This is a genomic window from Pseudomonas sp. FJ2-5-13 (assembly GCF_029201605.1).
Classification (GTDB): domain Bacteria; phylum Pseudomonadota; class Gammaproteobacteria; order Pseudomonadales; family Pseudomonadaceae; genus Aquipseudomonas; species Aquipseudomonas lactis.
Genome location: NZ_CP104045.1, coordinates 5,860,600 through 5,885,582, shown reverse-complemented (window position 1 = coordinate 5,885,582; position 24,983 = coordinate 5,860,600). Strand labels below are relative to the sequence as shown.

At 60.7% G+C, this 24,983-nt stretch carries 24 protein-coding genes and 2 pseudogenes; 18 read left to right on the top strand and 8 right to left on the bottom strand.

The features are described 5' to 3' along the window. Positions 1-5 precede the first annotated feature (5 nt). A complete protein-coding gene (gene coaBC, locus N2A98_RS26280; protein WP_003195481.1) occupies positions 6-1,214 on the bottom strand; it encodes a bifunctional phosphopantothenoylcysteine decarboxylase/phosphopantothenate--cysteine ligase CoaBC in 1,209 nt (402 codons plus the stop codon). A 142-nt stretch (positions 1,215-1,356) separates the two neighbouring features. Here coaBC and radC point away from each other — a divergent pair, with 142 nt between their 5' ends. Next, on the top strand, positions 1,357-2,031 hold the full coding sequence (gene radC, locus N2A98_RS26275; RefSeq protein ID WP_047712074.1) for a DNA repair protein RadC: 675 nt from the start codon (positions 1,357-1,359) through the stop codon (positions 2,029-2,031). Between the two features lie 16 nt (positions 2,032-2,047). On the opposite strand, the pseudogene N2A98_RS26270 reads toward radC, so the two are convergent. Next, positions 2,048-2,134, bottom strand: a pseudogene (locus N2A98_RS26270) (outer membrane lipoprotein carrier protein LolA); the annotation flags it as partial. Positions 2,135-2,158: 24 nt separating this feature from the next. Then, positions 2,159-3,751: an ABC transporter substrate-binding protein gene (locus N2A98_RS26265; RefSeq protein ID WP_044269851.1), complete on the bottom strand. Its 1,593-nt coding sequence runs from the start codon at positions 3,749-3,751 to the stop codon at positions 2,159-2,161. 457 nt (positions 3,752-4,208) lie between these two features. Between N2A98_RS26265 and rpmB the strand changes: the two genes are divergently transcribed. Beyond that, on the top strand, positions 4,209-4,442 hold the full coding sequence (gene rpmB / locus N2A98_RS26260; protein WP_003176907.1) for a 50S ribosomal protein L28: 234 nt from the start codon (positions 4,209-4,211) through the stop codon (positions 4,440-4,442). 11 nt (positions 4,443-4,453) lie between these two features. Then, positions 4,454-4,609, top strand: coding sequence for a 50S ribosomal protein L33 (gene rpmG / locus N2A98_RS26255; protein WP_003176906.1), 156 nt, complete (start codon positions 4,454-4,456; stop codon positions 4,607-4,609). 71 nt (positions 4,610-4,680) lie between these two features. Here the strand turns inward: rpmG and N2A98_RS26250 are convergent, their stop codons facing one another. Next, positions 4,681-5,043 carry a cupin domain-containing protein gene (locus tag N2A98_RS26250; RefSeq protein ID WP_014720478.1) on the bottom strand — a complete coding sequence of 121 codons (363 nt, stop codon included), beginning with the start codon at positions 5,041-5,043 and terminating at the stop codon, positions 4,681-4,683. Positions 5,044-5,273: 230 nt separating this feature from the next. Here N2A98_RS26250 and N2A98_RS26245 point away from each other — a divergent pair, with 230 nt between their 5' ends. Further along, on the top strand, positions 5,274-6,767 hold the full coding sequence (locus tag N2A98_RS26245) for an aldehyde dehydrogenase (protein ID WP_003195472.1): 1,494 nt from the start codon (positions 5,274-5,276) through the stop codon (positions 6,765-6,767). A 178-nt stretch (positions 6,768-6,945) separates the two neighbouring features. Continuing rightward, complete coding sequence (locus N2A98_RS26240; protein ID WP_047712072.1) at positions 6,946-8,088, top strand: MFS transporter; 1,143 nt, start codon at positions 6,946-6,948, stop codon at positions 8,086-8,088. A gap of 124 nt (positions 8,089-8,212) precedes the next feature. Here the strand turns inward: N2A98_RS26240 and N2A98_RS26235 are convergent, their stop codons facing one another. Then, positions 8,213-9,709 (bottom strand): phospholipase D family protein, encoded by a 1,497-nt coding sequence (locus N2A98_RS26235; RefSeq protein WP_228391054.1) that lies wholly within the window; start codon positions 9,707-9,709, stop codon positions 8,213-8,215. 316 nt (positions 9,710-10,025) lie between these two features. Here N2A98_RS26235 and N2A98_RS26230 point away from each other — a divergent pair, with 316 nt between their 5' ends. From N2A98_RS26230 to N2A98_RS26210, 5 genes and pseudogenes are all read left to right on the top strand, one after another. Continuing rightward, positions 10,026-10,676, top strand: a complete 651-nt coding sequence (locus N2A98_RS26230; RefSeq protein WP_044269845.1) for a DUF1120 domain-containing protein — start codon at positions 10,026-10,028, stop codon at positions 10,674-10,676. Positions 10,677-10,817: 141 nt separating this feature from the next. Beyond that, on the top strand, positions 10,818-11,525 hold the full coding sequence (locus N2A98_RS26225; protein WP_047712071.1) for a fimbria/pilus chaperone family protein: 708 nt from the start codon (positions 10,818-10,820) through the stop codon (positions 11,523-11,525). Further along, a pseudogene (locus N2A98_RS26220) lies at positions 11,525-11,974 on the top strand (FimD/PapC N-terminal domain-containing protein); the annotation flags it as partial. The gene N2A98_RS26225 and the pseudogene N2A98_RS26220, both read left to right, overlap by 1 nt. Before the next feature lie 224 nt (positions 11,975-12,198). Then, positions 12,199-13,971, top strand: a complete 1,773-nt coding sequence (locus N2A98_RS26215; protein ID WP_275622812.1) for a fimbria/pilus outer membrane usher protein — start codon at positions 12,199-12,201, stop codon at positions 13,969-13,971. A 14-nt stretch (positions 13,972-13,985) separates the two neighbouring features. Continuing rightward, positions 13,986-14,501, top strand: a complete 516-nt coding sequence (locus tag N2A98_RS26210; protein WP_044269840.1) for a hypothetical protein — start codon at positions 13,986-13,988, stop codon at positions 14,499-14,501. 2 nt (positions 14,502-14,503) lie between these two features. Here N2A98_RS26210 and N2A98_RS26205 read toward each other — a convergent pair whose 3' ends face one another. Beyond that, positions 14,504-15,922, bottom strand: coding sequence for a PLP-dependent aminotransferase family protein (locus tag N2A98_RS26205; protein ID WP_044269838.1), 1,419 nt, complete (start codon positions 15,920-15,922; stop codon positions 14,504-14,506). A gap of 166 nt (positions 15,923-16,088) precedes the next feature. Here N2A98_RS26205 and N2A98_RS26200 point away from each other — a divergent pair, with 166 nt between their 5' ends. Continuing rightward, positions 16,089-16,313, top strand: coding sequence for a DUF1127 domain-containing protein (locus N2A98_RS26200; protein ID WP_069557953.1), 225 nt, complete (start codon positions 16,089-16,091; stop codon positions 16,311-16,313). Here N2A98_RS26200 and N2A98_RS26195 read toward each other — a convergent pair whose 3' ends face one another. Then, the gene (locus N2A98_RS26195; protein ID WP_153474416.1) at positions 16,314-17,606 is read right to left on the bottom strand and encodes an FAD-binding oxidoreductase; all 1,293 of its coding nucleotides are present in this window, start codon (positions 17,604-17,606) and stop codon (positions 16,314-16,316) included. Positions 17,607-17,721: 115 nt separating this feature from the next. Here N2A98_RS26195 and N2A98_RS26190 point away from each other — a divergent pair, with 115 nt between their 5' ends. Further along, complete coding sequence (locus N2A98_RS26190; RefSeq protein WP_003195461.1) at positions 17,722-18,075, top strand: YkgJ family cysteine cluster protein; 354 nt, start codon at positions 17,722-17,724, stop codon at positions 18,073-18,075. Positions 18,076-18,207: 132 nt separating this feature from the next. Here N2A98_RS26190 and N2A98_RS26185 read toward each other — a convergent pair whose 3' ends face one another. Beyond that, positions 18,208-18,696: an Lrp/AsnC ligand binding domain-containing protein gene (locus N2A98_RS26185; RefSeq protein ID WP_003176896.1), complete on the bottom strand. Its 489-nt coding sequence runs from the start codon at positions 18,694-18,696 to the stop codon at positions 18,208-18,210. Positions 18,697-18,852: 156 nt separating this feature from the next. On the opposite strand from N2A98_RS26185, the gene dadA reads away from it, so the two are divergent. The 6 genes from dadA to N2A98_RS26155 all read left to right on the top strand — a co-directional run bounded on the left by dadA (position 18,853) and on the right by N2A98_RS26155 (position 24,949). Next, positions 18,853-20,154 (top strand): D-amino acid dehydrogenase, encoded by a 1,302-nt coding sequence (dadA, locus tag N2A98_RS26180; protein ID WP_003195458.1) that lies wholly within the window; start codon positions 18,853-18,855, stop codon positions 20,152-20,154. Beyond that, a complete protein-coding gene (locus N2A98_RS26175) occupies positions 20,126-20,479 on the top strand; it encodes a RidA family protein (protein ID WP_044269829.1) in 354 nt (117 codons plus the stop codon). The genes dadA and N2A98_RS26175 overlap by 29 nt, the downstream gene beginning before the upstream one ends. A gap of 77 nt (positions 20,480-20,556) precedes the next feature. Further along, complete coding sequence (gene alr / locus N2A98_RS26170) at positions 20,557-21,630, top strand: alanine racemase (RefSeq protein ID WP_275622811.1); 1,074 nt, start codon at positions 20,557-20,559, stop codon at positions 21,628-21,630. Positions 21,631-21,746: 116 nt separating this feature from the next. Then, positions 21,747-22,295 carry a cupin domain-containing protein gene (locus tag N2A98_RS26165; protein ID WP_044269825.1) on the top strand — a complete coding sequence of 183 codons (549 nt, stop codon included), beginning with the start codon at positions 21,747-21,749 and terminating at the stop codon, positions 22,293-22,295. Positions 22,296-22,477: 182 nt separating this feature from the next. Then, entirely contained in the window at positions 22,478-22,888 is a 411-nt protein-coding gene (locus N2A98_RS26160; protein ID WP_003195451.1) for a c-type cytochrome, read from the top strand. Positions 22,889-23,026: 138 nt separating this feature from the next. Beyond that, the gene (locus tag N2A98_RS26155; protein ID WP_125970849.1) at positions 23,027-24,949 is read left to right on the top strand and encodes an acetyl-CoA hydrolase/transferase C-terminal domain-containing protein; all 1,923 of its coding nucleotides are present in this window, start codon (positions 23,027-23,029) and stop codon (positions 24,947-24,949) included. The last annotated feature ends 34 nt before the right edge of the window (positions 24,950-24,983 follow it).

Sequence of the window (24,983 nt, the reverse complement as noted above, 5' to 3'; positions counted from 1 at the left end):
GGAGATTAAACCTGGTTCAGCCGTTGGGCGATAAAAGAGATCAGTTGGCGGGCAATCTTGCCCTTGCTGGTCTGGGCGAAAAGGGTGGCGTGCAGTTCGCGGTCGATCACGCTGCACGCATTTTCCTCGCTGTTGAAGCCGATGCTCGGGTTGGCGACATCATTGGCAACGATCAGGTCGAGGTTTTTGTCTTTCAGTTTGCGTGCGGCGTAGTCCAGCAGGTGCTCGGTCTCGGCAGCGAAGCCGACGCTGAACGGACGGTCTGGACGGGTAGCGATGGTGGCCAGGATGTCTGGGTTACGCACCATTTGCAGGAGCAGGCCGTCGCCGCTCGTAGGGTCTTTCTTGAGCTTCTGCGGGGCGACGACTTCCGGGCGGTAATCCGCAACCGCTGCCGAGGCGATAAACAGGTCGCAGGGAATGGCGGCTTCGCAGGCTGCCAACATGTCCCGGGCGCTGACTACGTCGATCCGCGTGACACGATCAGGGGTCGGCAAATGCACCGGGCCTGTGATCAACGTGACCCGTGCGCCTGCCTCGACCGCGGCTTCAGCCAACGCAAAGCCCATTTTTCCTGAGCTATGGTTGGTGATGTAGCGCACCGGGTCGATGTTTTCCTGGGTTGGGCCGGCGGTGATTAGCACGTGCTTGCCGGTCAGGGCCAGGTGCTGGAAGCACTCGGCGGCGCATTGCGCCAGGTCCGTGGCTTCGAGCATGCGGCCCAGGCCGACGTCGCCGCAGGCCTGGCTGCCGGACGCCGGGCCGAACACCTTGAGGCCGCGGGTTTGCAGGAGTTGGGTATTGGCTTGGGTGGCCGGGTCGCGCCACATGGCCTGGTTCATGGCCGGTGCGATAGCGACGGTGGCGTCGGTGGCCAATACCAGGGTGGTGAGTAGGTCATCGGCAATGCCCTGGGCCAGACGGGCGATCAGGTCGGCGGTGGCCGGGGCGATCAGCACCAGGTCGGCCCATTTGGCCAGTTCGATATGGCCCATGGCGGCTTCTGCTGCCGGGTCCAGCAGGTCGAGGTGAACCGGGTGGCCGGACAGGGCCTGCATGGTCAGCGGGGTGATGAACTCGCTACCACCACGGGTCATGACCACGCGCACTTCGGCGCCCTGGTCCAGGAGCCTGCGAACCAACTCTGCGCTCTTGTAGGCGGCAATGCCGCCGCCGACGCCGAGAACGATGCGTTTCCGATACAGACGCTGCATTGGTTTGCCTTTCCAGTTCAGTGATGCCAGTTCAGTGACGCCTGCGATGACCCCTCCCCAGGTGAAATCGCCGGCAAAAAAGAGGGCCCTACGATAACACAGCGCCCGCCGGGCAACAGCGGAGCAGATACAGGGAGGTGGGATGAGTATTCGTGATTGGCCCGTGGCGGAGCGTCCGCGGGAGAAGTTATTGGACGGTGGCGCGGCGAGCCTGTCCGATGCCGAGCTGTTGGCGATCTTCCTGCGTACGGGAGTTGCCGGCCGAAGTGCAGTCGACTTGGCGCGCCATCTGTTGGCGCAATTCGGTGGCCTGCGCCCGTTATTGGAGGCCAGTCAGACGCTGTTCAGCCAGCATCTGGGGCTGGGGCCGGCGAAGTTCGCTCAACTGCAGGCGGTGCTGGAAATGTCCCGGCGCCACCTGGCCGAGCGCTTGCGGGCTGACTCGGTGCTGGAGAGCCCGTTGGCCGTGCGCGAGTACCTCAAGGCGCTGCTGCGCCATGAGCCCCATGAGATCTTCGGCTGCCTGTTCCTGGACTCAAAGCATCGGGTGCTGGGGTTCGAGGTCATGTCCCAGGGCACCATCGACGCTGCGATTGTCTATCCGCGACAAGTGGTCAAGCGCGCCTTGGCGTACAACGCGGCGGCGTTGATTCTGTGTCACAACCACCCGTCGGGGAGCGCGGAGCCCAGCGCGGCTGATCGAAAATTGACCAAATTGCTGCAAAAGGCGCTGGATGTGGTGGATGTGCGTGTGCTGGACCACATCATCGTGGGCGATGGTGATCCGTTGTCGATGGCTGAATACGGTTGGCTGTAATAACCCCGCCTCTGTCTGTAGGAGCGAGCTTGCTCGCGAAAAACCTGAGAACCCCGCGGGGCGTCAGGCTTGCCGAGTCATCGTTGTCGATTTTCGCGAGCAAGCTCGCTCCTACAGGTGGTGGGGCTTAGGGCTTGAGGCTGACCTTCGAGTAGTCCTGGCGGCCGAACGGGCTTACCTGGTACCCATCGATGTTCTTGCGGGTCAAGGCAAACGCCGTTGGGTGCGCCAGCGGTAACCACAGCGCTTGTTGCTGGATCTGCGCCTGGGCCTGTTGATACAGCTTGCTGCGCACACCTTGCTCGCTGGTGGTTTTGCCGGCACTGATCAACTTATCCAGGGTGGGGTCGCAATAGCGGGCGAAGTTGGTACCGGACTTCACCGCAGCGCAGGAGAACTGCGGCGTCAGGAAGTTATCCGGGTCGCCGTTGTCGCCGGCCCAGCCCATGAACAGCAAGTCGTGCTCGCCGGCCTTGGCGCGGCGGATCAACTCGCCCCATTCGATCACGCGAATCTCGGCCTGGATGCCAACCTTGGCCAGGTCGGCCTGCAACAGTTGGGCGCCGAGGTTCGGGTTGGGGTTGAGCAGGCTGCCGGTAGGGCGGGTCCATATCGTGGTTTTGAAGCCGTCCTTGAGCCCAGCGCGGCCCAGCAGCGCCTTGGCTTTGGTGAGGTCCTGCGGGTAGCCTGGCAACTCTTTGGCATAGCTCCAGGTGTTCGGCGGGTAGACACCGTTGGCCGCTTCGGCGGTGCCTTCGAACACGGCCTTGAGGTAGCTGCCCTTATCAAAGGCCAGGTTGATTGCCTGGCGTACTTCGGGCTTGTCCAGCGGCGGGTGCTGGCTGTTGATGGCGACGAATGCGGTCATGAACGCAGCGGTTTTCTCGACTTTCAGTGCCGGGTCCTTTTCCGCTTCGCCCACATCCAGGGGCTTGGGCGACAGGGCGATCTGGCATTCATCGCGGTGCAGCTTCTGCAGGCGTACGTTGGCGTCCGGGGTGATGGCGAAAATCAGGTTATCCACCGCCGGTTTACCGGCGAAGTAGTCCGGGTTGGCCTTGTAACGCACCACGGCGTCTTTCTGGAAACGCACGAACACAAACGGGCCGGTACCGATGGGCTGGCTGTTGAGCTTCTCGGGTGTGCCGGCCTTGAGCAATTTGTCGGCATATTCGGCCGGGTAGATCGAGGCAAAGCCCATGCTCAGTGCCGGCAGGAAGGTGGAGTCGGCGTGGTCGAGGGTGAAGCGCACGGTCAGCGGGTCAAGGGCGTCGATTTTCTTGACCAGTGTGGGCAATTGCAGGGATTGGGCGTGAGGAAAACCGCTCTGGGCGATCTTGTGCCACGGGTTGGCCGGGTCGAGCATGCGCTCGAAGCTGAAACGCACGTCTTCGGCGGTCAAGGTGCGGCTAGGGCTGAAATAGCTGGTGCGATGAAATTTCACATCGGGGTGCAGCTTGAAGGTGTACGTGAGCCCATCGGGCGACACTTCCCAGCTGTCTGCAAGGCTGGGTACCAACTTGCCACTGGCCGCGTCGAATTCCACCAGGCGGTTCATCAGCACATCGGCCGAGGCGTTGGTGGTGGTCAGCGAATTGTACTGCACCACATCGAACCCTTCGGGGCTGGCCTCGGTGCAAACGCTCAAATTGGTGGCGGCAACGGCCACTGGCGCAATAAAGAGAGGGGCAAGCAATAGCGGTAGGGCAGCGAGGCGCATATTCGGTTTCCTGTGCAGATCGAAGGCCCATCTGCGAGTGCAGTCTGGAAAAAGCCTACCGTAGAGGTCTGATTGATAAATGACTAGCCCATTTTTGCCTGTGCTTTTGGCCAAAATGCTGTTTTGATGGCGCCTGCGCGTGTTGCGCCGTGCACTTCCCTGTGACCGCAGGCGTTGTAAATCATTCTGTGCGACGAGCGGTCGGCTGTTACAGCGGCCCATCCTGGCAGCGGTTCAGGCGCTTGTGGTCACGATTTACGCTGCTAAAAGTACACAGGTTGTTGTTGCACTGGGGTCTTTCTGGTATAAAGCAGCGCTCTTTTCTAGGGGCCCGGTTCCTTCACTGTAGGTGTAGCCGGTAAGACCCTAAAGAAACGCGGCGCCTGGCGCCAAATGACTGAGAGATTAAGCGGCCAACCCATGCCGGGTTGGGCATGTGGTTTTAGAGGGCTGAGGCATGTCGAGAGTCTGTCAAGTTACCGGTAAGGGTCCGGTGACTGGGAATAACATTTCCCACGCAAATAACAAAACCCGTCGTCGTTTCCTGCCGAACCTGCAGCATCACCGCTTCTGGGTTGAAGAAGAGAAACGTTTTGTTCGCCTGCGTGTATCTGCTAAAGGCATGCGTATTATCGACAAGCGTGGCATCACTGTCGTGCTGGCCGAAATCCGTGCCGCTGGCAAGATCTAAGGAGCTCTATCATGCGTGAATTGATTCGAATGATCTCTAGCGCCGGTACTGGTCACTTCTACACTACCGACAAGAACAAGCGTACTACCCCGGACAAGCTCGAAAAGAAAATGTTCGACCCGCGCGTTCGCAAGCACGTGATCTACAAAGAAGGCAAAATCAAGTAATTGATTTTCTTCCTTGTGAAAAAAAGCCCGTATCTCACGATGCGGGCTTTTTTTTGCCTGGAGTTTGGTGATCAGGCTTTCTCTTCGAACACCACGTAGATCTTGCGGCACGCTTCCAGCACTTCCCAGGTACCGCTGAAACCGGCAGGGATCACAAAGCGGTCGCCGGCCCGCAGGGTCTTGGCATTCCCCTCGGCATCGCGCAACACCGACACGCCTTGCACGATCTCGCAGTACTCATGCTCGGTGTAGTTGACTTTCCACTGGCCCACTTCACCTTCCCAGACGCCGGCGTTCATCTGGCCGCATGGGCTGTTGTAGTGGTTGTAGAGTGTCTGCTCGGGATCGCCCTTGAGGATTTTCTCGGCGGCAGGGCGGTAACGTTCGGGGGCGGTGTTGGCTTGGCTGAAATCGACGATGTCCTGGATGCTCATGTGCATTTCCCGTCTGGCCTGCGGTTGGAGAGCCCAAAGTCTATGTTTATTAAAATGAACATCGCAAGGGCGTTTGCCACCGTTATGTCAAATATATTGAAACATCCCCAGCCGCTGGTTTAGGGTGGCAGCTGCCTTGAGCCGAACCGCAGGCTGGTCGGGCAAGCATTCGTGATGGCGCCGGGATAAACCTCCCAGGCCCTTGTATTCAATAAGAGGAGGACACTCGCATGACCACCCTGACCCGTGCCGACTGGGAACAACGCGCCAAGGCTCTGAAGATCGAAGGCCGCGCCTATATCAATGGCGAATACACCGCCGCCGTTTCCGGCGACACCTTCGAATGCATCAGCCCGGTGGATGGACGCTTGCTGGCCACTGTCGCCAGCTGTGATGCCAGCGACGCCCAGCGCGCCGTAGAAAATGCGCGTGCCACTTTCAATTCCGGCGTGTGGTCGCGCCTGGCGCCGGCCAAGCGCAAGTCCGTCATGATCCGTTTCGCCGCGCTGCTCAAGGCCAACGCCGAAGAGCTGGCGCTGCTCGAAACCCTGGACATGGGCAAGCCCATCAGCGACTCCCTGAACATCGACGTCCCCGGCGCGGCGCAAGCCCTGAGCTGGAGCGGCGAGGCGATCGACAAGATCTACGACGAAGTCGCCGCCACGCCTCACGATCAACTGGGCCTGGTGACCCGCGAGCCCGTCGGCGTCGTTGGCGCCATCGTGCCGTGGAACTTCCCGTTGATGATGGCCTGCTGGAAGCTCGGCCCGGCGCTGTCCACCGGTAACTCTGTCATCCTGAAGCCGTCCGAAAAATCCCCGCTGACTGCCATCCGCATTGCCGCGCTGGCCGTTGAGGCTGGTATTCCAAAAGGCGTGTTCAACGTGCTGCCTGGCTATGGCCACACCGTGGGTAACGCCCTGGCGGTGCATATGGACGTCGACACCCTGGTGTTCACGGGCTCCACCAAGATCGCCAAGCAACTGTTGATCCGCTCCGGCGAGTCGAACATGAAGCGTGTCTGGCTGGAAGCCGGTGGCAAGAGCCCGAACATCGTGTTTGCCGATGCGCCGAATCTGCAAGCGGCCGCCGAATCCGCCGCCAGCGCCATTGCCTTCAACCAGGGCGAAGTCTGCACCGCTGGCTCGCGCCTGCTGGTCGAGCGTTCGATCAAGGACACCTTCCTGCCGCTGGTGATCGAGGCCCTCAAGGGCTGGAAGCCTGGCAACCCGCTCGACCCAGCCACCACGGTCGGTGCCTTGGTGGATACGCAGCAGATGAACACCGTGCTGTCGTACATTGAAGCCGGCCACGCCGATGGCGCCAAGCTGGTCGCAGGTGGCAAGCGCACCCTGGAAGAGTCCGGCGGCACCTACGTCGAGCCGACGATTTTCGACGGCGTGACCAATGCCATGAAGATCGCCCAGGAAGAGATCTTTGGCCCAGTCCTGTCGGTGATCACTTTCGACAGCGCCGAAGAAGCCATCGCCATCGCCAACGACACCCAATACGGCCTGGCCGCAGCGGTGTGGACGGCGGATATCTCCAAGGCACACCTGACGGCCAAGGCTCTGCGTGCCGGTAGCGTGTGGGTTAACCAGTACGACGGCGGCGACATGACCGCACCGTTCGGTGGTTTCAAGCAGTCGGGTAATGGCCGCGACAAGTCGCTGCATGCGTTCGACAAGTACACCGAACTGAAAGCGACCTGGATCAAGCTCTAAGCAACACCGCTGATCCCCCTGTAGGAGCGAGCTTGTGTGGGAGCTGGCTTGCCTGCGATAGCATCACCGAGGTGTGGCTGACACACCGAGGCGTCTGCATCGCAGGCAAGCCAGCTCCCACACAGGTCCGCTCCTACAGTTCGTTTTGCAAACCAGAATTATCCACAGGAGCGTGGCAATGCGTTGGGCGACTTATTTCGCCGTGCTGGCCTCGGTACTCAGCGTTGGCCTGGCCCTGGGGGTCAGTATGCCGTTGGTATCCCTGCGCCTGGAAGGCTGGGGTTATGGCAGTTTCGCCATTGGCGTGATGGCGGCGATGCCGGCGTTCGGCGTGCTGCTGGGGGCCAAGGTCTCCAGCCGCATGGCGTCCTGGCTCGGCACTGCCAACCTGATGCGCCTGTGCCTGTGGGCTGGTGCGGTGTCCATCGGCTTGCTGGCGATCCTGCCCAGCTACCCGGTGTGGCTGGTGCTCAGGCTGATGATCGGGGTGATCCTGACCATCGTATTCATCCTTGGCGAAAGCTGGATCAACCAACTGGTGGTCGAACAGTGGCGTGGCCGGCTGGTGGCGCTGTATGGCTGCAGTTATGCCTTGAGCCAGCTGTCGGGACCGTTGCTGCTGGGCCTGATTGGCACCGACCATGACTACGGCTTCTGGGTCGGCGCGGGCCTTTTGGTGGTGGCGCCGCTGCTGTTGCTGGGACGCACCGGGGCGCCGACGGCGGATTCGTTCAGCGTGACGTTTGGCGACCTGTGGCGCTTTTGCCTGGGCCTGCCAGCGATTGCCTGGGCCGTGGCGTTGTTCGCTGCCTTCGAAGCGATGATTCTGACGTTGTTGCCGGTGTACTGCCTGCAACAGGGTTTTACCGCCGAGATCGCCTTGGCGATGGTCAGTACGGTGGTGGTGGGCGATGCGTTGCTGCAATTGCCCATTGGCGCACTGGCCGACTACCTGCCGCGACGGACCCTGTTCCTGGCCTGTGCGCTGCTGTTGCTGGCATCGAGCCTGGCGGTGCCGGTATTGATGCACACGTTGCTGATCTGGCCGGTGTGGGTGGTGTTCGGTGCGAGTGCCGGTGGGTTGTTTACCTTGTCGCTGATTTTGATTGGCGAGCGCTACCGCGACGATGCGTTGGTGCGTGCTAACGCTCACGTGGCGCAGCTGTGGGGCATTGGCTGCCTGATCGGGCCGCTAGTGGCGGGAGCGGGCAGCCAGTGGATCAGCGGGCATGCGCTGCCGCTGCTGATGGCGGCTGGGGCGTTGGGGTTGGTGGTGCTGTTGCTGCGCCAAGGGGCATTCGGTGCCGCGCAGCCGGCCTGACCTCGAAATGCAACCCATTGTAGGAGCGAGCTTGCTCGCGAAAAACCGGAGGGCGCCGCGTTAAACCAGATGCGCTGCGTTATCGTTGACGTTTTTCGCGAGCAAGCTCGCTCCTACAGGGTTTTTAGAGCATGCGTTCCAGGCCAACACTGGTGGCGAACCAGGCATTGAACCGCCGCCACCAACTGCCCGGTTCGCGGGTCAGGGTGTGCATCTGGCCGTTGTCTTCTGTCACCCACACCAACTGGCCGTCCTGCAGTTTGGCCTCATAGCTCAACGCTGGCGCCATACCTTGCAGCGCGAGGTTGCGTACGTGTTCGGCCAGCTCGGGGCTGTCCACCAGTACGCCGACTTCGGTGTTCCACAGCACTGAGCGCGGGTCGAAATTGAACGAGCCGATAAACGACTTTTCTCGATCAAAAATCATCGCCTTGCTGTGCAGGCTGGAGTCCGAGCCGCGCCAGCTGCCATGCCGAAACAGGCGCGGGCCGCTGCTTGCGCTGGGGTCGCCGGGTTGCCTGCGCAGTTCATAGAGCTTCACCCCGTGCTCCAGCAACGCCTTGCGATACGGTGCGTAACCACCATGCACGGCCGGCACGTCGGTGGCTTCGAGGGCGTTGGTCAGCAGGCGCACCGAAACACCCGCATCGGCGCGCCCTGTAAGGTAGACCAGCCCAGGTTGGCCCGGCACGAAGTAAGCCGAAATCATGATCAGTTCATGGCTGACCCCCGCAAGCTCTGGCGCCAGCTGAGTGGTCAGCAGCAGTCGTGGGTCGGGGTCGGCCTTGGCCAGTACCTTGCTCGGTGCGTCCCACAGCGCCTGGTTCCAGGCCCAGATCAACTCGCGGCGCCAGATGTCCATGCGGGGTTGGGTCTGGTACGTGCGCAGGCGGTTATACAGCGCGTGGTTCTGCTGACGGGATTGGGCGAGGGAGGCCTCAAGGCGCCCGCGGGCGACGGCGAGGTCGACCTTGGAGGGTTTGTTCGAGACAAAGTCATCGATAGGCTTGCTCAGGGCGCTGTTCCAGTACTGGTCGAAGCTGTGACCCAATTGCTCGGCCACCGGCCCGACGCTGAGCATGTCGATGTCGGTGAAATTCAGATTGGGTTCGGCGTCGAAATACTCGTCGCCCAGGTTGCGCCCGCCCACGATGGCCACGCTGTTATCGGCCAGCCACAGTTTGTTATGCATGCGCCGGTGTTGCAGTGACAGGTTGAATACCCGGCCCATGGCGCGTGTAACGCCGGTGCTGCGCCCCAGATGCAGCGGGTTGAACAGGCGTATCTGCACCTTGGGGTGGGCGGCGAGGGTGGCGATGATCTGGTCGAGGCCATCGCTGGTGGTGTCGTCCAACAGAATGCGCACGCGCACGCCGCGGTCGGCGGCTTTGAGCAGTTCGTCCACGAGCATGCGTGTGCTGATGCCGTCGTGCACGATGTAGTACTGCAAGTCGAGGCTGGTCTGGGCGTTGCGGATCAACTCGGCGCGGGCCATGAAGGCTTCACTGCTGTTGGGCAGCAAACGAAAGCCCGAGCGCCCTTGGTAGGGGGCGGCCTGGGCCTGGATCGAGCGACCGAACGACGATTGCGCGGCCGGCAGAGCCTGGCTTGGTTGGCGCATGGATTCAACGTTGGCGCAGCCGACCAGAGGCAGCGCAAGTACCAAAGCCAGTAGAAGGGGCAGGCTAAGTCTCAAAGTGCGGTGCCTCGGGTGGGGGGACGTTGCTGCATGGTACGGAATCGGACCACAGCAAGCTCGAAAGATCCCACATGCGATTTGTGGAGCCGATTACTAGGAAGGGTGACGCTTCCTACGCTTCGGTTGGATTATTCCTGTGTGTTGCTCTTTCAAGATTCGAAATGATCGGTGTGCACTGGATCCGTAGGGAGACGCTTTTGATCTTGTGTATTTCAACCACCTTCACTTTGGTATTTCTATGAAAAAGCAACTCCTGAGCGTCACGCTGGTCGCTGCCATGACACCCTTTGCAGCACAGGCGGCAAGCGTTGATCTGCTCGTGACCGGCACGGTTATTCCGACTTCCTGCGTTCCGTCATTCAACGGTGGTTCGACCGTTGACCTGGGGCGTATTCATTCCGCGGCTTTGAGCCCGACTGCACAAAATAATCTGCCGACACGTAACGTCACGCTGAGGATCCAGTGTGACGCCCCGGCTGCGGTTGAAGTGTCGGTGGTGGATAACCGCTTTGCCACCAAAGCACCAGGGCTGATCTTCAATAATCAGACTTCTGATGCCAATTATTATGGGTTGGGTAACGTTCAAGGCGTGGGCATTGGTGGTTTTGCCCTACTGGCCAACAGGGCTTATGCCGGTGGCTACCCGCATGAACTCCTCGTGCGTAGCTCGCTTAATCCCGTGTGGGGGGTTGCAAGCAATGGTTTGGTGCTGGGGGCTCCACTCTCCTATTCGTGGGGTGTGAACGCTACACAAGGCCCCGTCGCAGTAACCCAGCACGCACTGGAAATGAGAGTGGCGGCAGTTATCCGTCCCACCTCCCAGCTGCCAGCCGTTACTGACGAGTACAAGCTCGACGGTTCGGTCACCTTCGAAATGAAGTATCTGTGAGCCCACGTACTGCGTGGAGCTTTAGATTCTGATTTGACCGGGATGCCTCGCACGGAGGTTCTCGGCTCGTGATCAACGCATCACTGGGCGTCGTCCGGCGTGAGTTTGCACACGGCGGTCGAGGCCCTCTCGGAGAGTGGCATGCACTGCCTTATTTCTTTACGCGCACTCGTCGCTATGACGTTGTCGTGCCTGGCTTTTGTTACCAGCTCTAGCGCGTGCGCTGTTGGCATGGTGCCGGAAACACCCATTGTGATTGTCGACGAGGGCTTGGGAGAAGCCACGTTGAATGTGAAAAACAGCGACGATCAACCCGCCTTGCTTTATAGCACCCTCGAACATATTGCCGAGGATAGCGAACCGTTGGTGCTGCTGGCTCCTCCTGTTGCAAGGGTCGAGCCGGGCAAGAGCCAGCAGGTCAGATTTATCATGCGCGCTACTGCGCCACTCAAAACAGAGCGGCTCAAGCGTGTGGTGTTCGAGGGCATCAAGCCGAGCCAGGACGGCACGGGCGCGCGTATCAGCCTTGGGGTCAGACAGAATATTCCGCTCATTGTGCGTCCAGCCAATCTGGCGGTTGATCGCACACCTTGGAGGCGGTTGGTCTGGAGCGTCGTGGGCGACAAGGTGGAGGTCAGTAACCCCAGCCCGTATGTGGTCCGTCTGGCCAAGTCCGTGACCTTGCTCCCCGGCGGCGCTGTCCTGGACCTGGGCCGCACCTATATCTTGCCCGATGAGCGCTTGGTGCTTGAAGCAAGCTCGTTGCTGGGGACGCATGTAAGGCTTTCCCCCGCAAGTGCCTACGGATTTGCCGTCGGCAGTTACGACGCCCCACTGAGCCGTCAGTAATGCTCAAGGGGGTGAGTCAGCTCATTATTCGCTGCGCTTTACGCGTGGGCGTGACCGCACAGATGACTGTCGCTGGAAACGCTTGGGGTCAGGAATGGATCAATTTTGATTCGGCAGTGCTTGAAGCGCGGGGGCTAAGTCCACAAGTGGCCGAGTACTTTCGGGCAGCACCACGGTTCGACGCCGGGCCAAATCAGGTGGAGTTGATAGTCAATGGTGCTTCCGTCGGGCAGATATTGGCCCTTTTTGATGACGAGGGGCATCTATGTCTCGATGCGCAGTTGCTTCAACAAGCCGGCATCGAGGCTCCGGTATCGGCAGTGCCTGAGGCATTGGGCAAGGCTCGGTGTCCGCGTTTGGCCCAGCATTTTACTGATGTGTTGGTGCGTCCAGATCCTGGCACGCAGCAGGTCTCATTGCTGGTGCCTGTAGATTGGCTGACCAAGTCCTCGCCATTACAGCGCACCTGGTCCCGTGGTGGTGTAGCCGGGGTCTTGAATTACAGCGCATTGGCGGTTGCGGTATCTGGCCCTTCAACGTCAAACCAGTATCGCCACATCAATACGGAAGTCGGTCTGAACGCTGGCGATTGGGTATTGCGCAGTCGACAGAATTACACCCAGTCGGATAACCACTCCCGGTTTGAAAACGTCTACACCCAGGCATCGAGGACGTGGGAGCGTTATCAGGCCAATGTGCAATTGGGCAGCTCACTTTGCGTTCTTCGTTATTTGGGGGCGGTGCCTTCAGCGGGGTTCAAGTGCTGCCTGATACCGGGCTTACGTCCAGGAACGGCGGGTTGCTTGGCTCGGGATCCGCTGTGGAAGGGGTGGCGTATGGGCCGTCGCGTATTGAGCTGCGACAGAATGGTGCGTTGATTTACACCACGTTGGTGCCCAGCGGCCCCTTTACCTTGCGTGATTTGCCACTTTTGAGCCTGCAGCTGGACCTTGAAGTGACGATCATCGAGGAAGGCGCCGAGCCGCGTAAATTCTGGGTGCCTGCGGCCAATTTGCGTCCGGCGGGTGTAGTGAACACACCAGGATTCGCTTTGGCGGGGGGGCAAGTGCGCAGGTTTTCCAACGATAAGCGTGATCGTCCGAATTTCGTTGCCGGGACTAAGGAGTGGCAGTGGGACACGGCGACATTGTTCACTGCCGGAGCGATGGCGGCCACCGATTATCACGTGCTGGGCCTAGGGTTGGAGCATGCGTTGACGCGCTATTTGAGGGGTAATGTTCAACAATTGAGTTCTTCCGCTGCGTCGACTGGAATAGGTCAAAGCACTCAGGTTGGTTTGAATGTTTCTGTCGGGCCTAAGCTTTCCGCCAACCTCACGGCGATTCGCCGCAGCAAGCAATTCAGAACCTTGGACGACACCGACGCCGACGTCCCGATCGATAACCCCTTCGCCCGGACAGAACGCCAGTGGAGTGCCTCGTTGAGCTACGCAGACCCTTATTGGGGCGCACTGAGCAGTTCGTTTTCGCGTTACGACGGCGGCAGCGCAGGCGGTATATCGAGAGTGGGGGCGGGTTGGTCGCGCTCGTTCCAGGGGGTAAATCTGTCATTGAGCATGGACCGCGACAGCGGCGCCAATGCGCGGGGCCTTGGGGTTTACGCGACGTTGAGCGTGCCGTTGGGGCAGAGTCGCAACTTGAGTGTCTACGCTCGCCGCGATGACCATCGCGGAGCTCGCACGGGGGCTCGCTACAGTGAGCAACTCAGCGACACCGCGCGGTACAGCCTTGCCACCGACCGCACCGAGACTGGCCAGGCGGACTTCAATGCGCGGCTCGGCCTGGTGCCGCGCTACGCCAGTGTCGATGTCGGGCATTCCCGTAGCAGCAAAGGCAACCGCAGTTATGATCTGACCGTCGAAGGTGGCTTGGCTATTCATGACCAGGGTGTGACTGCATCGCCTTATGCACTGCAGGACACTTTTGGTCTGATCAAGGTCGGAGATGCCGCTGGCGTCAAGGTCCGTACGCCTCAAGGGCCGGTCTGGACAGACCGTGCCGGACGCGCTGTTGCACCTAGCCTGCCGGCCTACCAACTGAGCCGGCTGGAAGTTGACCATGCCAGCCTAGGGAGCAAAACGCAGGTTCTCAACGGTTTTCAGCAAGTTGAAGCGGGACGTGGCGCAGTGCCAAGGCTCGATTTTGCCGTCAGCAATCACCGACCGCTGATGTTGAATGTGCGTACCGACACCGGAGAGTGGGTACCCAAGGGAGGGGGGGTGTACGACCGCAATGGTCGCTACTTGACCACGGTGGTTGATACCGGTGTGGTGTACCTGGACGATGCGCCTGAGCCCATTGTCGTATTGCACCTGCCATTACCTGGTGAGCGCCGCTGTATTGTCGAATTGGACACGCGCCAGCCTGCGCAAACCAATGCGCCCTACCAGACGGCTGATGCCAGTTGTCGGGTGATTGACCTTTGACCGACAGGATAGCCATGAAAAGAATTTTTTTACTGACCACGCTGGTGTGTGCCAGCGCTGCGAACGCGAACGGCGATTGCACGCTGGCGCTCAGTCCCTCCTCAGTGAGTTATGAGGCACGCACGCTCAATATGCTGCAAGTTTCCGGGCATGGCGCAGCGTTGAGTTTCGGCGAGCGGCGCGTGAGATTGAGTGTGGACTGCCCGCGCATGCAGGCGCTCGAAGTGCGCTTCGATGCGCCGGCGGCAAGTCGGGATACTTATCGGTTTGGTCCGGGTGAGTTGCAGTTGCGAGTGGTCTCTGCTCGGCTCGATGGGAGAATGATCGAATGGTCACGGGAGCCTGACGGCGTGCGTAACGCTTCACTGTTGCGGCCGGGCGACCGTCTTCGGCCAGGGCTAAGCGCAGCGTTGACCCAGGGTCAGCAATGGCAGGTTGAGATGATCGTTGAGCCTATCGTCAAACGGCAGGCCGTGAGTATTACTGATTTGAGCCAGTTCCAGGCCCTGGGCAGCTTCCGGCTTGAATAGGCTCAGGCTTCTGCCAGCAATGCCGCAGCGGCTGCACCCACCTTGCGCACGGCCTCTTCAATCTGCGCCGTTGGCTTGGCAGCGTAGTTCATGCGCAAGCAGTTACGGTACTTGCCGGAGGCTGAGAAGATACTGCCCACCGCCACCTGTACGCCTTGTTCCAACAGCACGCGGTTGAGCTTCAAGGTGTCGAACCCTTCAGGCAGTTCGATCCACAGCATGAAGCTGCCCTGGGGCCGGCTGGCGCGCGTGCCAGCGGGGAAATAACGGCTTACCCAATCAAGCATCAAGTCGCGATTACGCTGGTATTGGGCGCGCATCCTGCGTAAATGCGGCTCGAAATGCCCGCCTTTGAGGAATTCGGCAATGGCGATCTGCGGCTGTGTGGCCGTAGAACCGGTGCTGATGTATTTCATGTGCAGCACCCGTTCCAGGTAGCGTCCCGGTGCGACCCAACCAATGCGCAGGCCGGGCGCCAGGGTTTTGGAGAAGGAGCTGCACAGCAGCACACGGCCGTCTTCATCGAAGGATTTGATGGTGCGCGGGCGCGGGTAGCTGTAGGCCAGTTCGCCATACACATCGTCTTCGATAATCGCCACGTCAAAGCGCTGTGCCAGGGTCAGCAAGGCGCGTTTGCGCGCTTCCGGCATGATGTAGCCCAAGGGGTTGTTGCAGTTTGGGGTGAGCTGGATGACTTTGATCGGCCACTGTTCCAGCGCCAGTTCCAGGGCTTCGAGGCTGATGCCGGTGAGCGGGTCGGTGGGGATTTCCAGGGCTTTCATGCCCAGGCCCTTGAGGGTCTGCATGGCGCCGTGGAAGCTGGGCGAATCCACCGCGACGATATCGCCGGGCTCACAAATCGCGTGAATGCTGGCGGAGAGGGCTTCGTGGCAACCGGTGGTGATCACGATGTCTTCGGCGCTCAGTTGGCAGCCAGAATCCAATGACAGCCGGGCAATTTGCTCACGCAGTTCCATACAGCCGAGGATGTTGTCGTAATACAGCCCCGGCAGGTCTTGGCGGCGGCTGACACGGGCGAGGCTACGCAGCAGCGGCTTCAAGGTAGGCGACAGTACATCCGGCATGCCCCGACCCATCTGTATGACGTCTTTGCGCGGCACCGCACGAATCAGTTCCAGCACCAGGTCCCACTGGGAGATTTCCACTGGCCGTTGGGCCGGGCGGCCTATCTCGGGCAGCGCCGGCAGTTCACGGCCCACCGGCACAAAATAGCCCGACTTGGGCTTGGGCGTCGCCAACCCGTTGTCTTCGAGCAACCGATACGCCTGCTGCACGGTGCTCAGGCTCACCCCATGCTCCACGCTCAAGGCCCGCACTGAAGGCAGCCGATCGCCCGGCCGATAGAAGCCCTGTTCGATGCGGGTGCCGAGCAATTCGGCGAGGTTGACGTAAAGGGTCATGGTGCTCACTCCCGAGGGACCAGTACAGATAGGGGCAAAATACAGGATTCAGCCGCGCAGAGGGAGTATCTGTATGGGTTTAATAAAAGTTTGCTGAATCTGTCATGGTTCTGGCCGCCCGCGCATGCTGGTCACTCAAGGCAACAGGCCAATGAGGGGCAGTCCAATGAGCGGCATGAGCGATGTACGGCTGGCGTTACGCAGTCAGGAACTGGAAATGGCGCAGGAACAGGTGATCACTGCCCCTGCGCCTGGCCGCTGGAGTCTGTTCTGGCGCCGTCGTCATACGCGCAAGGCCCTGCTGGACCTGAGCCGCGAGCAGTTACGCGACATCGGGCTGACCGCCGAGCAGGCGCGCCGTGAGGGTTTGAAACCCTTCTGGCGCGATTGATCAGAGCAGTTCTTTGAGACGGTGCCAGAGCATCCCCAGGGCCAGCAGCGGCGAACGCAGGTGTTTGCCGCCGGGAAAGGTGATGTGAGGCACTTGGGCGAACAGATCGAAGCGCCCCTGTTGCTCGCCGCTGATGGCCTCGGCCAACAGCTTGCCCGCCAGGTGCGTGGCGTTGAGGCCATGGCCGGCATAGGCCTGGGCGTAATACACGTTGGGTTGATCGGCCAGGCGGCCAATTTGCGGCAGGCGGTTGGCGCCGATGCCGATCATGCCGCCCCATTGGTAGTCGATTTTCACGTCAGCCAATTGGGGGAATACCTGCAGCATCTTCGGCCGCATGTAGGCGCCGATGTCCTTGGGGTCTCGACCGGAGTAGTGGCAGGCGCCGCCGAACAACAGGCGACGGTCGGCGGACAGGCGGAAGTAATCCACCGTCACGCGCTGGTCACACACGGCCATGTTCTGCGGTAACAGGCTGGTGGCTTGCGCTTGGCTCAAGGGCTCGGTGGCAATGATGTAGCTGCCGGCGGGCAGCACCTTGCCGCTCAGTTGCGGGTTGAGCCCGTTCAGGTAGGCGTTGCACGCCAGTACCAGGGTTTTGGCGCGCACAGTGCCTTGGGCGGTATGCACCTTGACCTCAGGGCCATAGTCGATGCGGGTCACTTGGGATTGCTCGTACAGCGCCACGCCCAACTGCTGGGCAGCGGCGGCCTCACCCAGTGCCAGGTTCAGCGGGTGCAGGTGGCCGGAACCCATGTCGATCATGCCGCCTACATAGCGATCAGAGCCGATTACCGTGCCCATCTCGCTGGCTTGCAACAGGCGCACGTCGTGGCGGTAACCCAGGCTGCGAAGCTCTTCGGCATCCTCGGCCAAGCCCTGCAGGTCGCGGGGTTTGTTGGCCAGGTCGCAGTAGCCCCAGGTCAGGTCGCAGGGGATCTGGAAGCGCTCGACACGCTCGCGCACGATCTCCACGGCTTCCAGGCCCATCAGCTTCATCTGGCGCACGCCGTCGCTGCCGATCACCTGGGTGAACTGATCCAGCCCGTGGCCGACACCGCGAATCAACTGGCCGCCATTGCGCCCGCTGGCGCCCCAGCCGATCTTGCGCGCCTCCAGCAACACCACGCGAAAGCCGCGCTCGGCCAATTCCAGGGCGGTGTTGAGCCCGGAGAACCCCCCGCCGATCACACAGACATCGGCGTTCACCTCACCCGTCAGCGTCGGGTAATCAGGTTGCGGCACGCTGCTGGCAGCGTAGTAGGAAGCGGTGTGCCGGGCGCTGGCGGTCATGGGGAACCTCCCTGTCTGGAAAATTTGACGCAGGATACAGTGGTCGCACGACGCTGTCTGCGCGGGGCGTTTTGCGTCAGAATCCACGTCTATTCGCCGTTCGGTATGGGTTTCGATGAGTTGCAACAGTCAGAAAATCAGCGCGCTGCGTCGCCAGATTCCTTCGTTTGAGTGCGTCCCGGGTTGCCACGACTGCTGTGGGCCGGTGACCACCTCGCCCGAGGAAATGTCGCGCCTGCCGCGCAAGACCGCCGCCGAGCAAGAGGCGGCGATGGACGAGCTGAACTGCGTGCACCTGGGGCCCAAGGGCTGCACGGTGTATGACGAGCGGCCGCTGATCTGTCGCCTGTTCGGCACCACCAAGACCTTGCCGTGCCCTAATGGCCGCCGGCCGGTGGAGCTGATTCATCCGCGGGTGGAGAAGCAGATTCACGAGTACATGGCGAGTACCCGGCAGGTGCTGGTCTAGCGGATGTACTCGGTTAAAACTGTGGGAGCTGGCTTGCCTGCGATAGCGGTGGGTCAGCTAGCACCTATGCCTCTGAACCGACGCTATCGCAGGCAAGCCAGCTCCCACATTTGACCGTGTTGTGTCAGTGGGTCAGTCCGGAATCGGCAGGTTCAGGCTCTCTTTCACCTCTTCCATCACGATATAGCTCTTGGATTCGCGCACATGGGGGAGCTTGAGCAGGATATCGCCCAGCAATTTGCGGTACGAAGCCATCTCCGAGATCCGCGCTTTCACCAGGTAGTCAAAATCCCCCGACACCAGGTGGCACTCCAGCACATGGGGTAGTTTCAGCACCGCGCGACGAAATTCTTCAAAGGTGTCACCCGACTTGTAATCCAGGCTGATCTCGACAAATACCAGCAAACTTCCCTTCAAATGCTGGGGATTGAGCCGTGCGTTGTAGCCCATGATGATCCCTTCGCGCTCCAGGCGCCGCACGCGCTCGGTGCAGGGCGTGGTGGACAGTCCGACCTTTTCCCCCAGCTCCGTGAACGAGATACGCCCGTCGGTTTGCAGGATGCGCAGGATATTGCGGTCGATCTTGTCCAGCTCCCGCTTGGTCTGGGTGTTGGTACGCATAGGGGATACGCCTCTGTCAAAAGGGTTTTTGCCAAGAATTGTCGCCAAATATAGGCATTTATATAGTGAAATGCACTGCCGATTGTTTTTTACACTGCGCCCATCATTGCTCGAATAACACACGTCAGCGGCCAAGCCCGCGATGAGGATATAAAAATGCGCGTTCTGGTCTTGGGTAGCGGCGTCATTGGGGTGACCAGTGCCTACTATTTGGCGCGGGCCGGCTTCGACGTTGTGGTGGTTGATCGTCAGCCTGCCGCTGCCATGGAAACCAGTTTCGCCAACGCCGGCCAGGTGTCCCCTGGCTACGCCTCGCCATGGGCCGCGCCGGGTGTGCCGCTCAAGGCCATCAAATGGCTGCTTCAGCGCCACGCGCCGCTGGCGATCAAGGCCACTGCCGATATCGATCAATACTTGTGGATGGCGCAGATGCTGCGCAACTGCACGGCCAGCCGCTATGCGGTGAACAAGGAGCGCATGGTGCGCCTGTCCGAGTACAGCCGCGACTGCCTCGACGAACTGCGCGCCGAGACCGGCATTGCCTACGAAGGCCGCAGCCTCGGGACCACCCAATTGTTCCGCACCCAGGCCCAGCTCGATGGCGCCGCCAAGGACATCGCCGTGCTGAAAGAGTCCGGTGTGCCGTTCGAATTGCTCGACCGTGCCGGCATTGCGCGGGTTGAACCGGCGCTGGCCAGCGTCACCGATATCCTCGCCGGGGCCCTGCGCCTGCCCAACGATCAGACGGGCGATTGCCAGATGTTCACCACGCGCCTGGTCGACATGTGCAAACAATTGGGCGTGGAATTCCGCTTCGAACAAGACATCCAGCGCCTGGACTACGCAGGCGACCGCATCAACGGTGTGCTGATCGACGGCAAGCTGGAAACCGCCGACCGCTATGTCCTGGCCCTCGGCAGTTACTCGCCCAAGCTGCTCAAGCCACTCGGGATCAAGGCGCCGGTGTACCCGCTCAAGGGTTATTCGCTGACTGTGCCGATCACCAACCCGGCAATGGCGCCGACCTCGACCATTCTCGATGAGACCTACAAAGTCGCGATCACCCGTTTCGACAACCGCATTCGCGTCGGTGGCATGGCTGAAATAGCCGGTTTTGACCTGTCGCTGAACCCGCGGCGACGCGAAACCCTGGAGATGATCGTCAACGACCTTTATCCTCAGGGCGGCGATCTGGCCCAAGCCAGTTTCTGGACCGGCCTGCGCCCGACCACCCCGGACGGCACGCCGATTGTGGGTGCCACGCCGTTCAAGAACCTGTTCCTGAACACAGGCCACGGTACCCTCGGTTGGACCATGGCTTGTGGTTCCGGTCGCTTGCTGGCCGACCTGATGGCGAAAAAAACGCCGCAGATCAGCGCCGCAGGCCTCGATATTTCCCGTTATGGCAACCACCAGGAGTCCGCACAACATGTCAATCCAGCGCCAGCTCACCAATGAGCGCATGAGCCAGATCGTTGTCCACAGCGGTACCGTGTATCTGGCAGGGCAAGTCGGCGACGATATGAGCGCCGGGATTGAACAACAGACCGGTGAAACCCTGGCCAATATCGAGCGCTTGCTGGACCTTGCCGGTACCGACAAGACCAAGTTGCTGTCGGTGACGATCTATCTGAAGGATATTGACGCCGACTTCGCCCTGATGAACGCGGTATGGGACAAATGGCTGCCCAAAGGCGTCGCCCCGGCCCGCGCCACCGTGCAAGCCAAGCTGTGCGAACCCGAGATTCTGGTAGAGCTGTCTGTCGTGGCTGCGCTGCCTTAACAACGATCCCTCTCCCGGTGCCGAGGTTGTTGGTCGGCACCGGTTTTTTTTACTTTGCTGCCTAGAAGCCTGCCGCCATGCGTCCAGCCCGTGCCCTGATCGACCTCCAAGCCCTGCGCCATAACTACCAACTGGCCCGAGAAGTCACCGGGGCCAAGGCCCTTGCCGTGATCAAGGCCGATGCCTACGGCCATGGTGCGGTGCCCGTGGCCCACGCGCTGGAAGCCGAAGCTGACGGGTTTGCCGTGGCGTGCATCGAGGAAGCGCTGGAACTGCGAGCCGCCGGCATTCGTGCGCCGGTGTTGCTGCTGGAAGGTTTTTTCGAAGCCGACGAGTTGCCGCTGATCATCGAGCAGGATTTGTGGTGCGTGGTGCATTCGTTGTGGCAGTTGGAGGCCATCGAACAGGCGCGCCTGAGCAAACCGCTCACAGTGTGGCTGAAGCTGGATTCGGGCATGCACCGTGTGGGCCTGCACCCCAAGGATTACCAGGAGGCCTATCAGCGCCTGCTGGCCAGCGGCAAAGTGGCGAAAATTGTGTTGATGAGCCATTTTGCCCGCGCCGATGAGCTCGATTGCGTCAGCAGCAACGAACAAGTAACGGTCTTCGAGGCGGCGCGCCAGGGGCTGGCGGCTGAAGTCAGCCTGCGCAACTCACCCTCTGTATTGGGCTGGCCGAGCGTGTCCAGTGACTGGGTGCGCCCCGGCATCATGCTGTACGGCGCAACGCCCTTTGGCGAAGACCAGGCCCTCGCCGCGCGCTTGCAGCCGGTGATGACCCTGGAGTCCAAAGTGATCTGCGTGCGCGAATTGCCAGCCGGTGAGCCGGTGGGCTACGGCGCCAGGTTCGTCACGCCCAAGCCGATGCGCGTCGGTGTGGTTGCCATGGGCTATGCCGATGGTTACCCGCGCCATGCGCCCACCGGCACACCGGTGCTGGTGGCTGGCCAGCGCAGCCGGTTGCTGGGGCGCGTGTCCATGGACATGCTGTGTGTCGACCTCACCGACTTGCCCCAAGCGGGCCTCGGTTCCACTGTGGAACTGTGGGGCAAGCACATCCTCGCCAGTGACGTTGCCGTCGCCGCCGAGACCATCCCCTATCAGATTTTTTGCAACCTGCGCCGAGTGCCAAGGCTCTATTGCGGCGCTTAGCCGCCGGCAACGAACCGAGCAGGCCGGGATTTAGGCCCAAGTGTTGTAAATACTGAACGCTGTCGCCATGATAACGCTCAATTACAACAAAGCCTGAATCCTAGGAGGCTCCTGCATTGGACGTCGGCGAACGACTGCAATCCATCCGTAAACTCAAAGGTCTTTCCCAGCGTGAGCTCGCCAAGCGTGCGGGTGTCACCAACAGCACCATTTCGATGATCGAGAAAAACAGCGTCAGCCCCTCGATCAGCTCCCTGCGCAAGGTGCTGGGCGGTATCCCCATGTCCATGGTCGAGTTCTTCTCCGAGGAAGTCCTCCAGGAAATACCAACGCAGATCGTCTATAAAGCCAATGAGCTGATCGACATCTCTGACGGTGCCGTCACCATGAAACTGGTGGGCCGGGCGCGCCCGAGCCGGGCCATCGCGTTTCTCACCGAGATCTACCCGCCAGGTGCCGACACGGGCGAAGAAATGCTCACCCATGAAGGCGAAGAAACCGGGATTCTGGTGGAAGGTCGCCTGGAATTGGTGGTCGGTCTTGAAACTTTTGTGCTCGAGGCGGGCGATAGCTACTACTTTGAAAGTACCAAGCCCCATCGTTTTCGCAATCCGTTCGACGTGCCGGCGCGACTAATCAGCGCAGCCACCCCCGCGAACTTTTAAGAATAGAGGCGCCCTGCCAGCGTTGCAGAGGTTCCCGCAGTTGTACACCGTGAGGCCGAATCTCCCTTTATTTAATAGGGTTGTTTCGGCCAGGCGGGCTAACCGTTATACTTTCGCCGCCTGCGAAACCGTGGCCGCAGGCGTGAATAGCCACCATTGAGGGTGAACGCGTGAACCTAATTATGAAAATGCTGGCTGCACCAGCAACCGTACTGGCCCTATGGGCTGTCAGCGCTCAAGCTGCGACCAACGACGACATTGCCAAGCGCCTGGAGCCTGTGGGCCAGGTTTGCGTCCAGGGCCAGGAATGCAAGGGCATGGAAGTCGCCGTGGCAGCGGGCGGCGGTGGCGCGAAAACCCCGGACGAGATCATCGCCAAGCACTGTAATGCCTGCCACAGCACGGGCTTGTTGGGTGCGCCGAAAATTGGCGACACCGCCGCATGGAAAGAACGCGCCGACCATCAAGGTGGCCTTGATGGCATCCTGGCCAAGGCCATCACCGGTATCAACGCCATGCCGCCTAAAGGCACCTGCGCTGATTGCTCGGATGACGACCTCAAGGGTGCGATCAAGAAGATGTCCGGGCTGTAATCGGCCGATCTTCGCCAAAAATGCCGCTTACGAGCGGCTTTTTTGTGCCTGCGATTTATGTATTGAGGCTGTTCATTGCAGCAAAGACCCGGCAAGCTCGGTCCAACCCCAATTCATGGAATGTTCGGGAGCAGTCGGATGGTGCAGTTGTGTTCAATCGAGCAAGCAGTTGACGACGTACTGGAGCGCCTGCCGGCGCATATCCACATGGGCATGCCCTTGGGCCTGGGCAAGCCCAATTTGTTCGTCAACGCGCTGTACCGGCGCATCGCCAAGTTGCCGGAGCGGGCGCTGACTATCTACACCGCGTTGAGCTTGGGTCGCCCGACGATGGGGGATGGCTTGCAGAAACGCTTTCTCGAACCCTTTATTGAACGGGTGTTTGGCGACTACCCCGAACTAGACTTTCTCGCCGACCTGCACAAGGGCAGCCTGCCGAAGAATATCCGTGTGCAGCAATTCTTCATGCAGCCTGGCAGCCTGCTCCACAGCGCCGCGGCGCAGCAGGATTATGTCAGCAGCAACTACAGCCATGCCGCCCGCGACATCAACGCCGCCGGCCTGAACCTGGTGGCGCAACTGGTTGCCAGTAGCAGCGAGCATCCCGACCGCCTGAGCCTGAGCTGCAACCCGGATATCACCCTCGACCTGATGCCCATGATCGCCAAGCGCCGCGCGGCCGGGGAGACCATTCTGGTCGTTGGCCAGGTCCATAGCGACTTGCCCTACATGCCCGGTGATGCCGAGCTGGGCATGGATGAGTTCGACTACCTGCTGGATGAAAAAGACAGCACCACGTTGTTCTCCACGCCGAATATGCCGGTGGGCTTTCAAGACCATTTTATCGGCCTGCATGCCAGTACCCTGGTGCGTGATGGCGGTACGTTGCAGATTGGTATCGGCTCCATGGGCGATGCGCTGACCGCTGCCTTGCTGGCGCGCCAGGCCGACAACGAGGCCTATCGCCTGTTGCTCACCGACCTGGATGTGTACCAGTGGGCGCCGTTGATCAGCCGCGAAGGCGGTGTCGAGCCGTTTGCCCGTGGCCTTTACGGTTGCAGCGAGATGTTCGTCAACGGCCTGCTGGTATTGGCCGATGCCGGTATTGTGCGGCGCAAGGTCTACCCGGATGTGGCGACCCAGACGCAGGCCAACGCGGGCACCCTGGACGACGCCGCGCAACCCGACGGCGTGGCGATCCATGGCGGTTTCTTCCTGGGGCCGCGCAGTTTTTACCAGCGCTTGCAGGAGATGCCCCACGCCAAGCGCCAGGCATTCAACATGACCCGCATCAGCTACATCAACGAGCTGTACGGCCAGGAAGAACTCAAGCGCCTGCAGCGCCTGGATGCGCGGTTTATCAACAGCGCGATCATGGTCACCTTGCTCGGCGCTGGCGTGGCCGATCAGTTGGAAGACGGTCGCGTGCTCAGTGGCGTCGGCGGGCAATACAATTTCGTAGCCCAGGGGCATGCGCTGGAAGGCGCACGCTCAATCCTGATTTTGCGCAGCTGGCGTGAGTCGGCGGGAGAGGTCAGTTCCAATATTGTCTGGGAGTACGGGCACTGCACCATTCCCCGGCACCTGCGGGATATTGTCATTACCGAATACGGCATTGCCGACTTGCGCGGCCAGACGGATGCCAAGGTGATCGAAGCGCTGCTGAACATCACCGACTCCAGGTTCCAGCGCGACTTGATTGAACAGGCGCAAAAGGCTGGCAAATTGCCCAAGGATTTCCAACTGGATCCGCGTTTTGCCGACAACACGCCAGAGCGGCTTCAGGCGATTCAGGCCAAGCATCGTCGCCTGTTCCCGGAATACCCCTTGGGCAGCGACTTCACGGATGAGGAGCGGGATTTGTTGCGGGCGCTGAACTGGCTCAAGAGCAAATTCAAGCTCACCGAGATTCTGGAGTTGGGCAAGGCGGCACTCGACGCGCCGGAGCCGGAGGCCTTTCCCAAGCATTTGCAGCGCATGCGCTTGGATAAGCCGGAGGGCATCAAGGAAGACCTGTATCAACGCTTGCTGCTGGCGGGCTTGCAGGCCACCACGGATTAAAATCCAGCGCAAAACCAAGTGTGGGAGCGGGCTT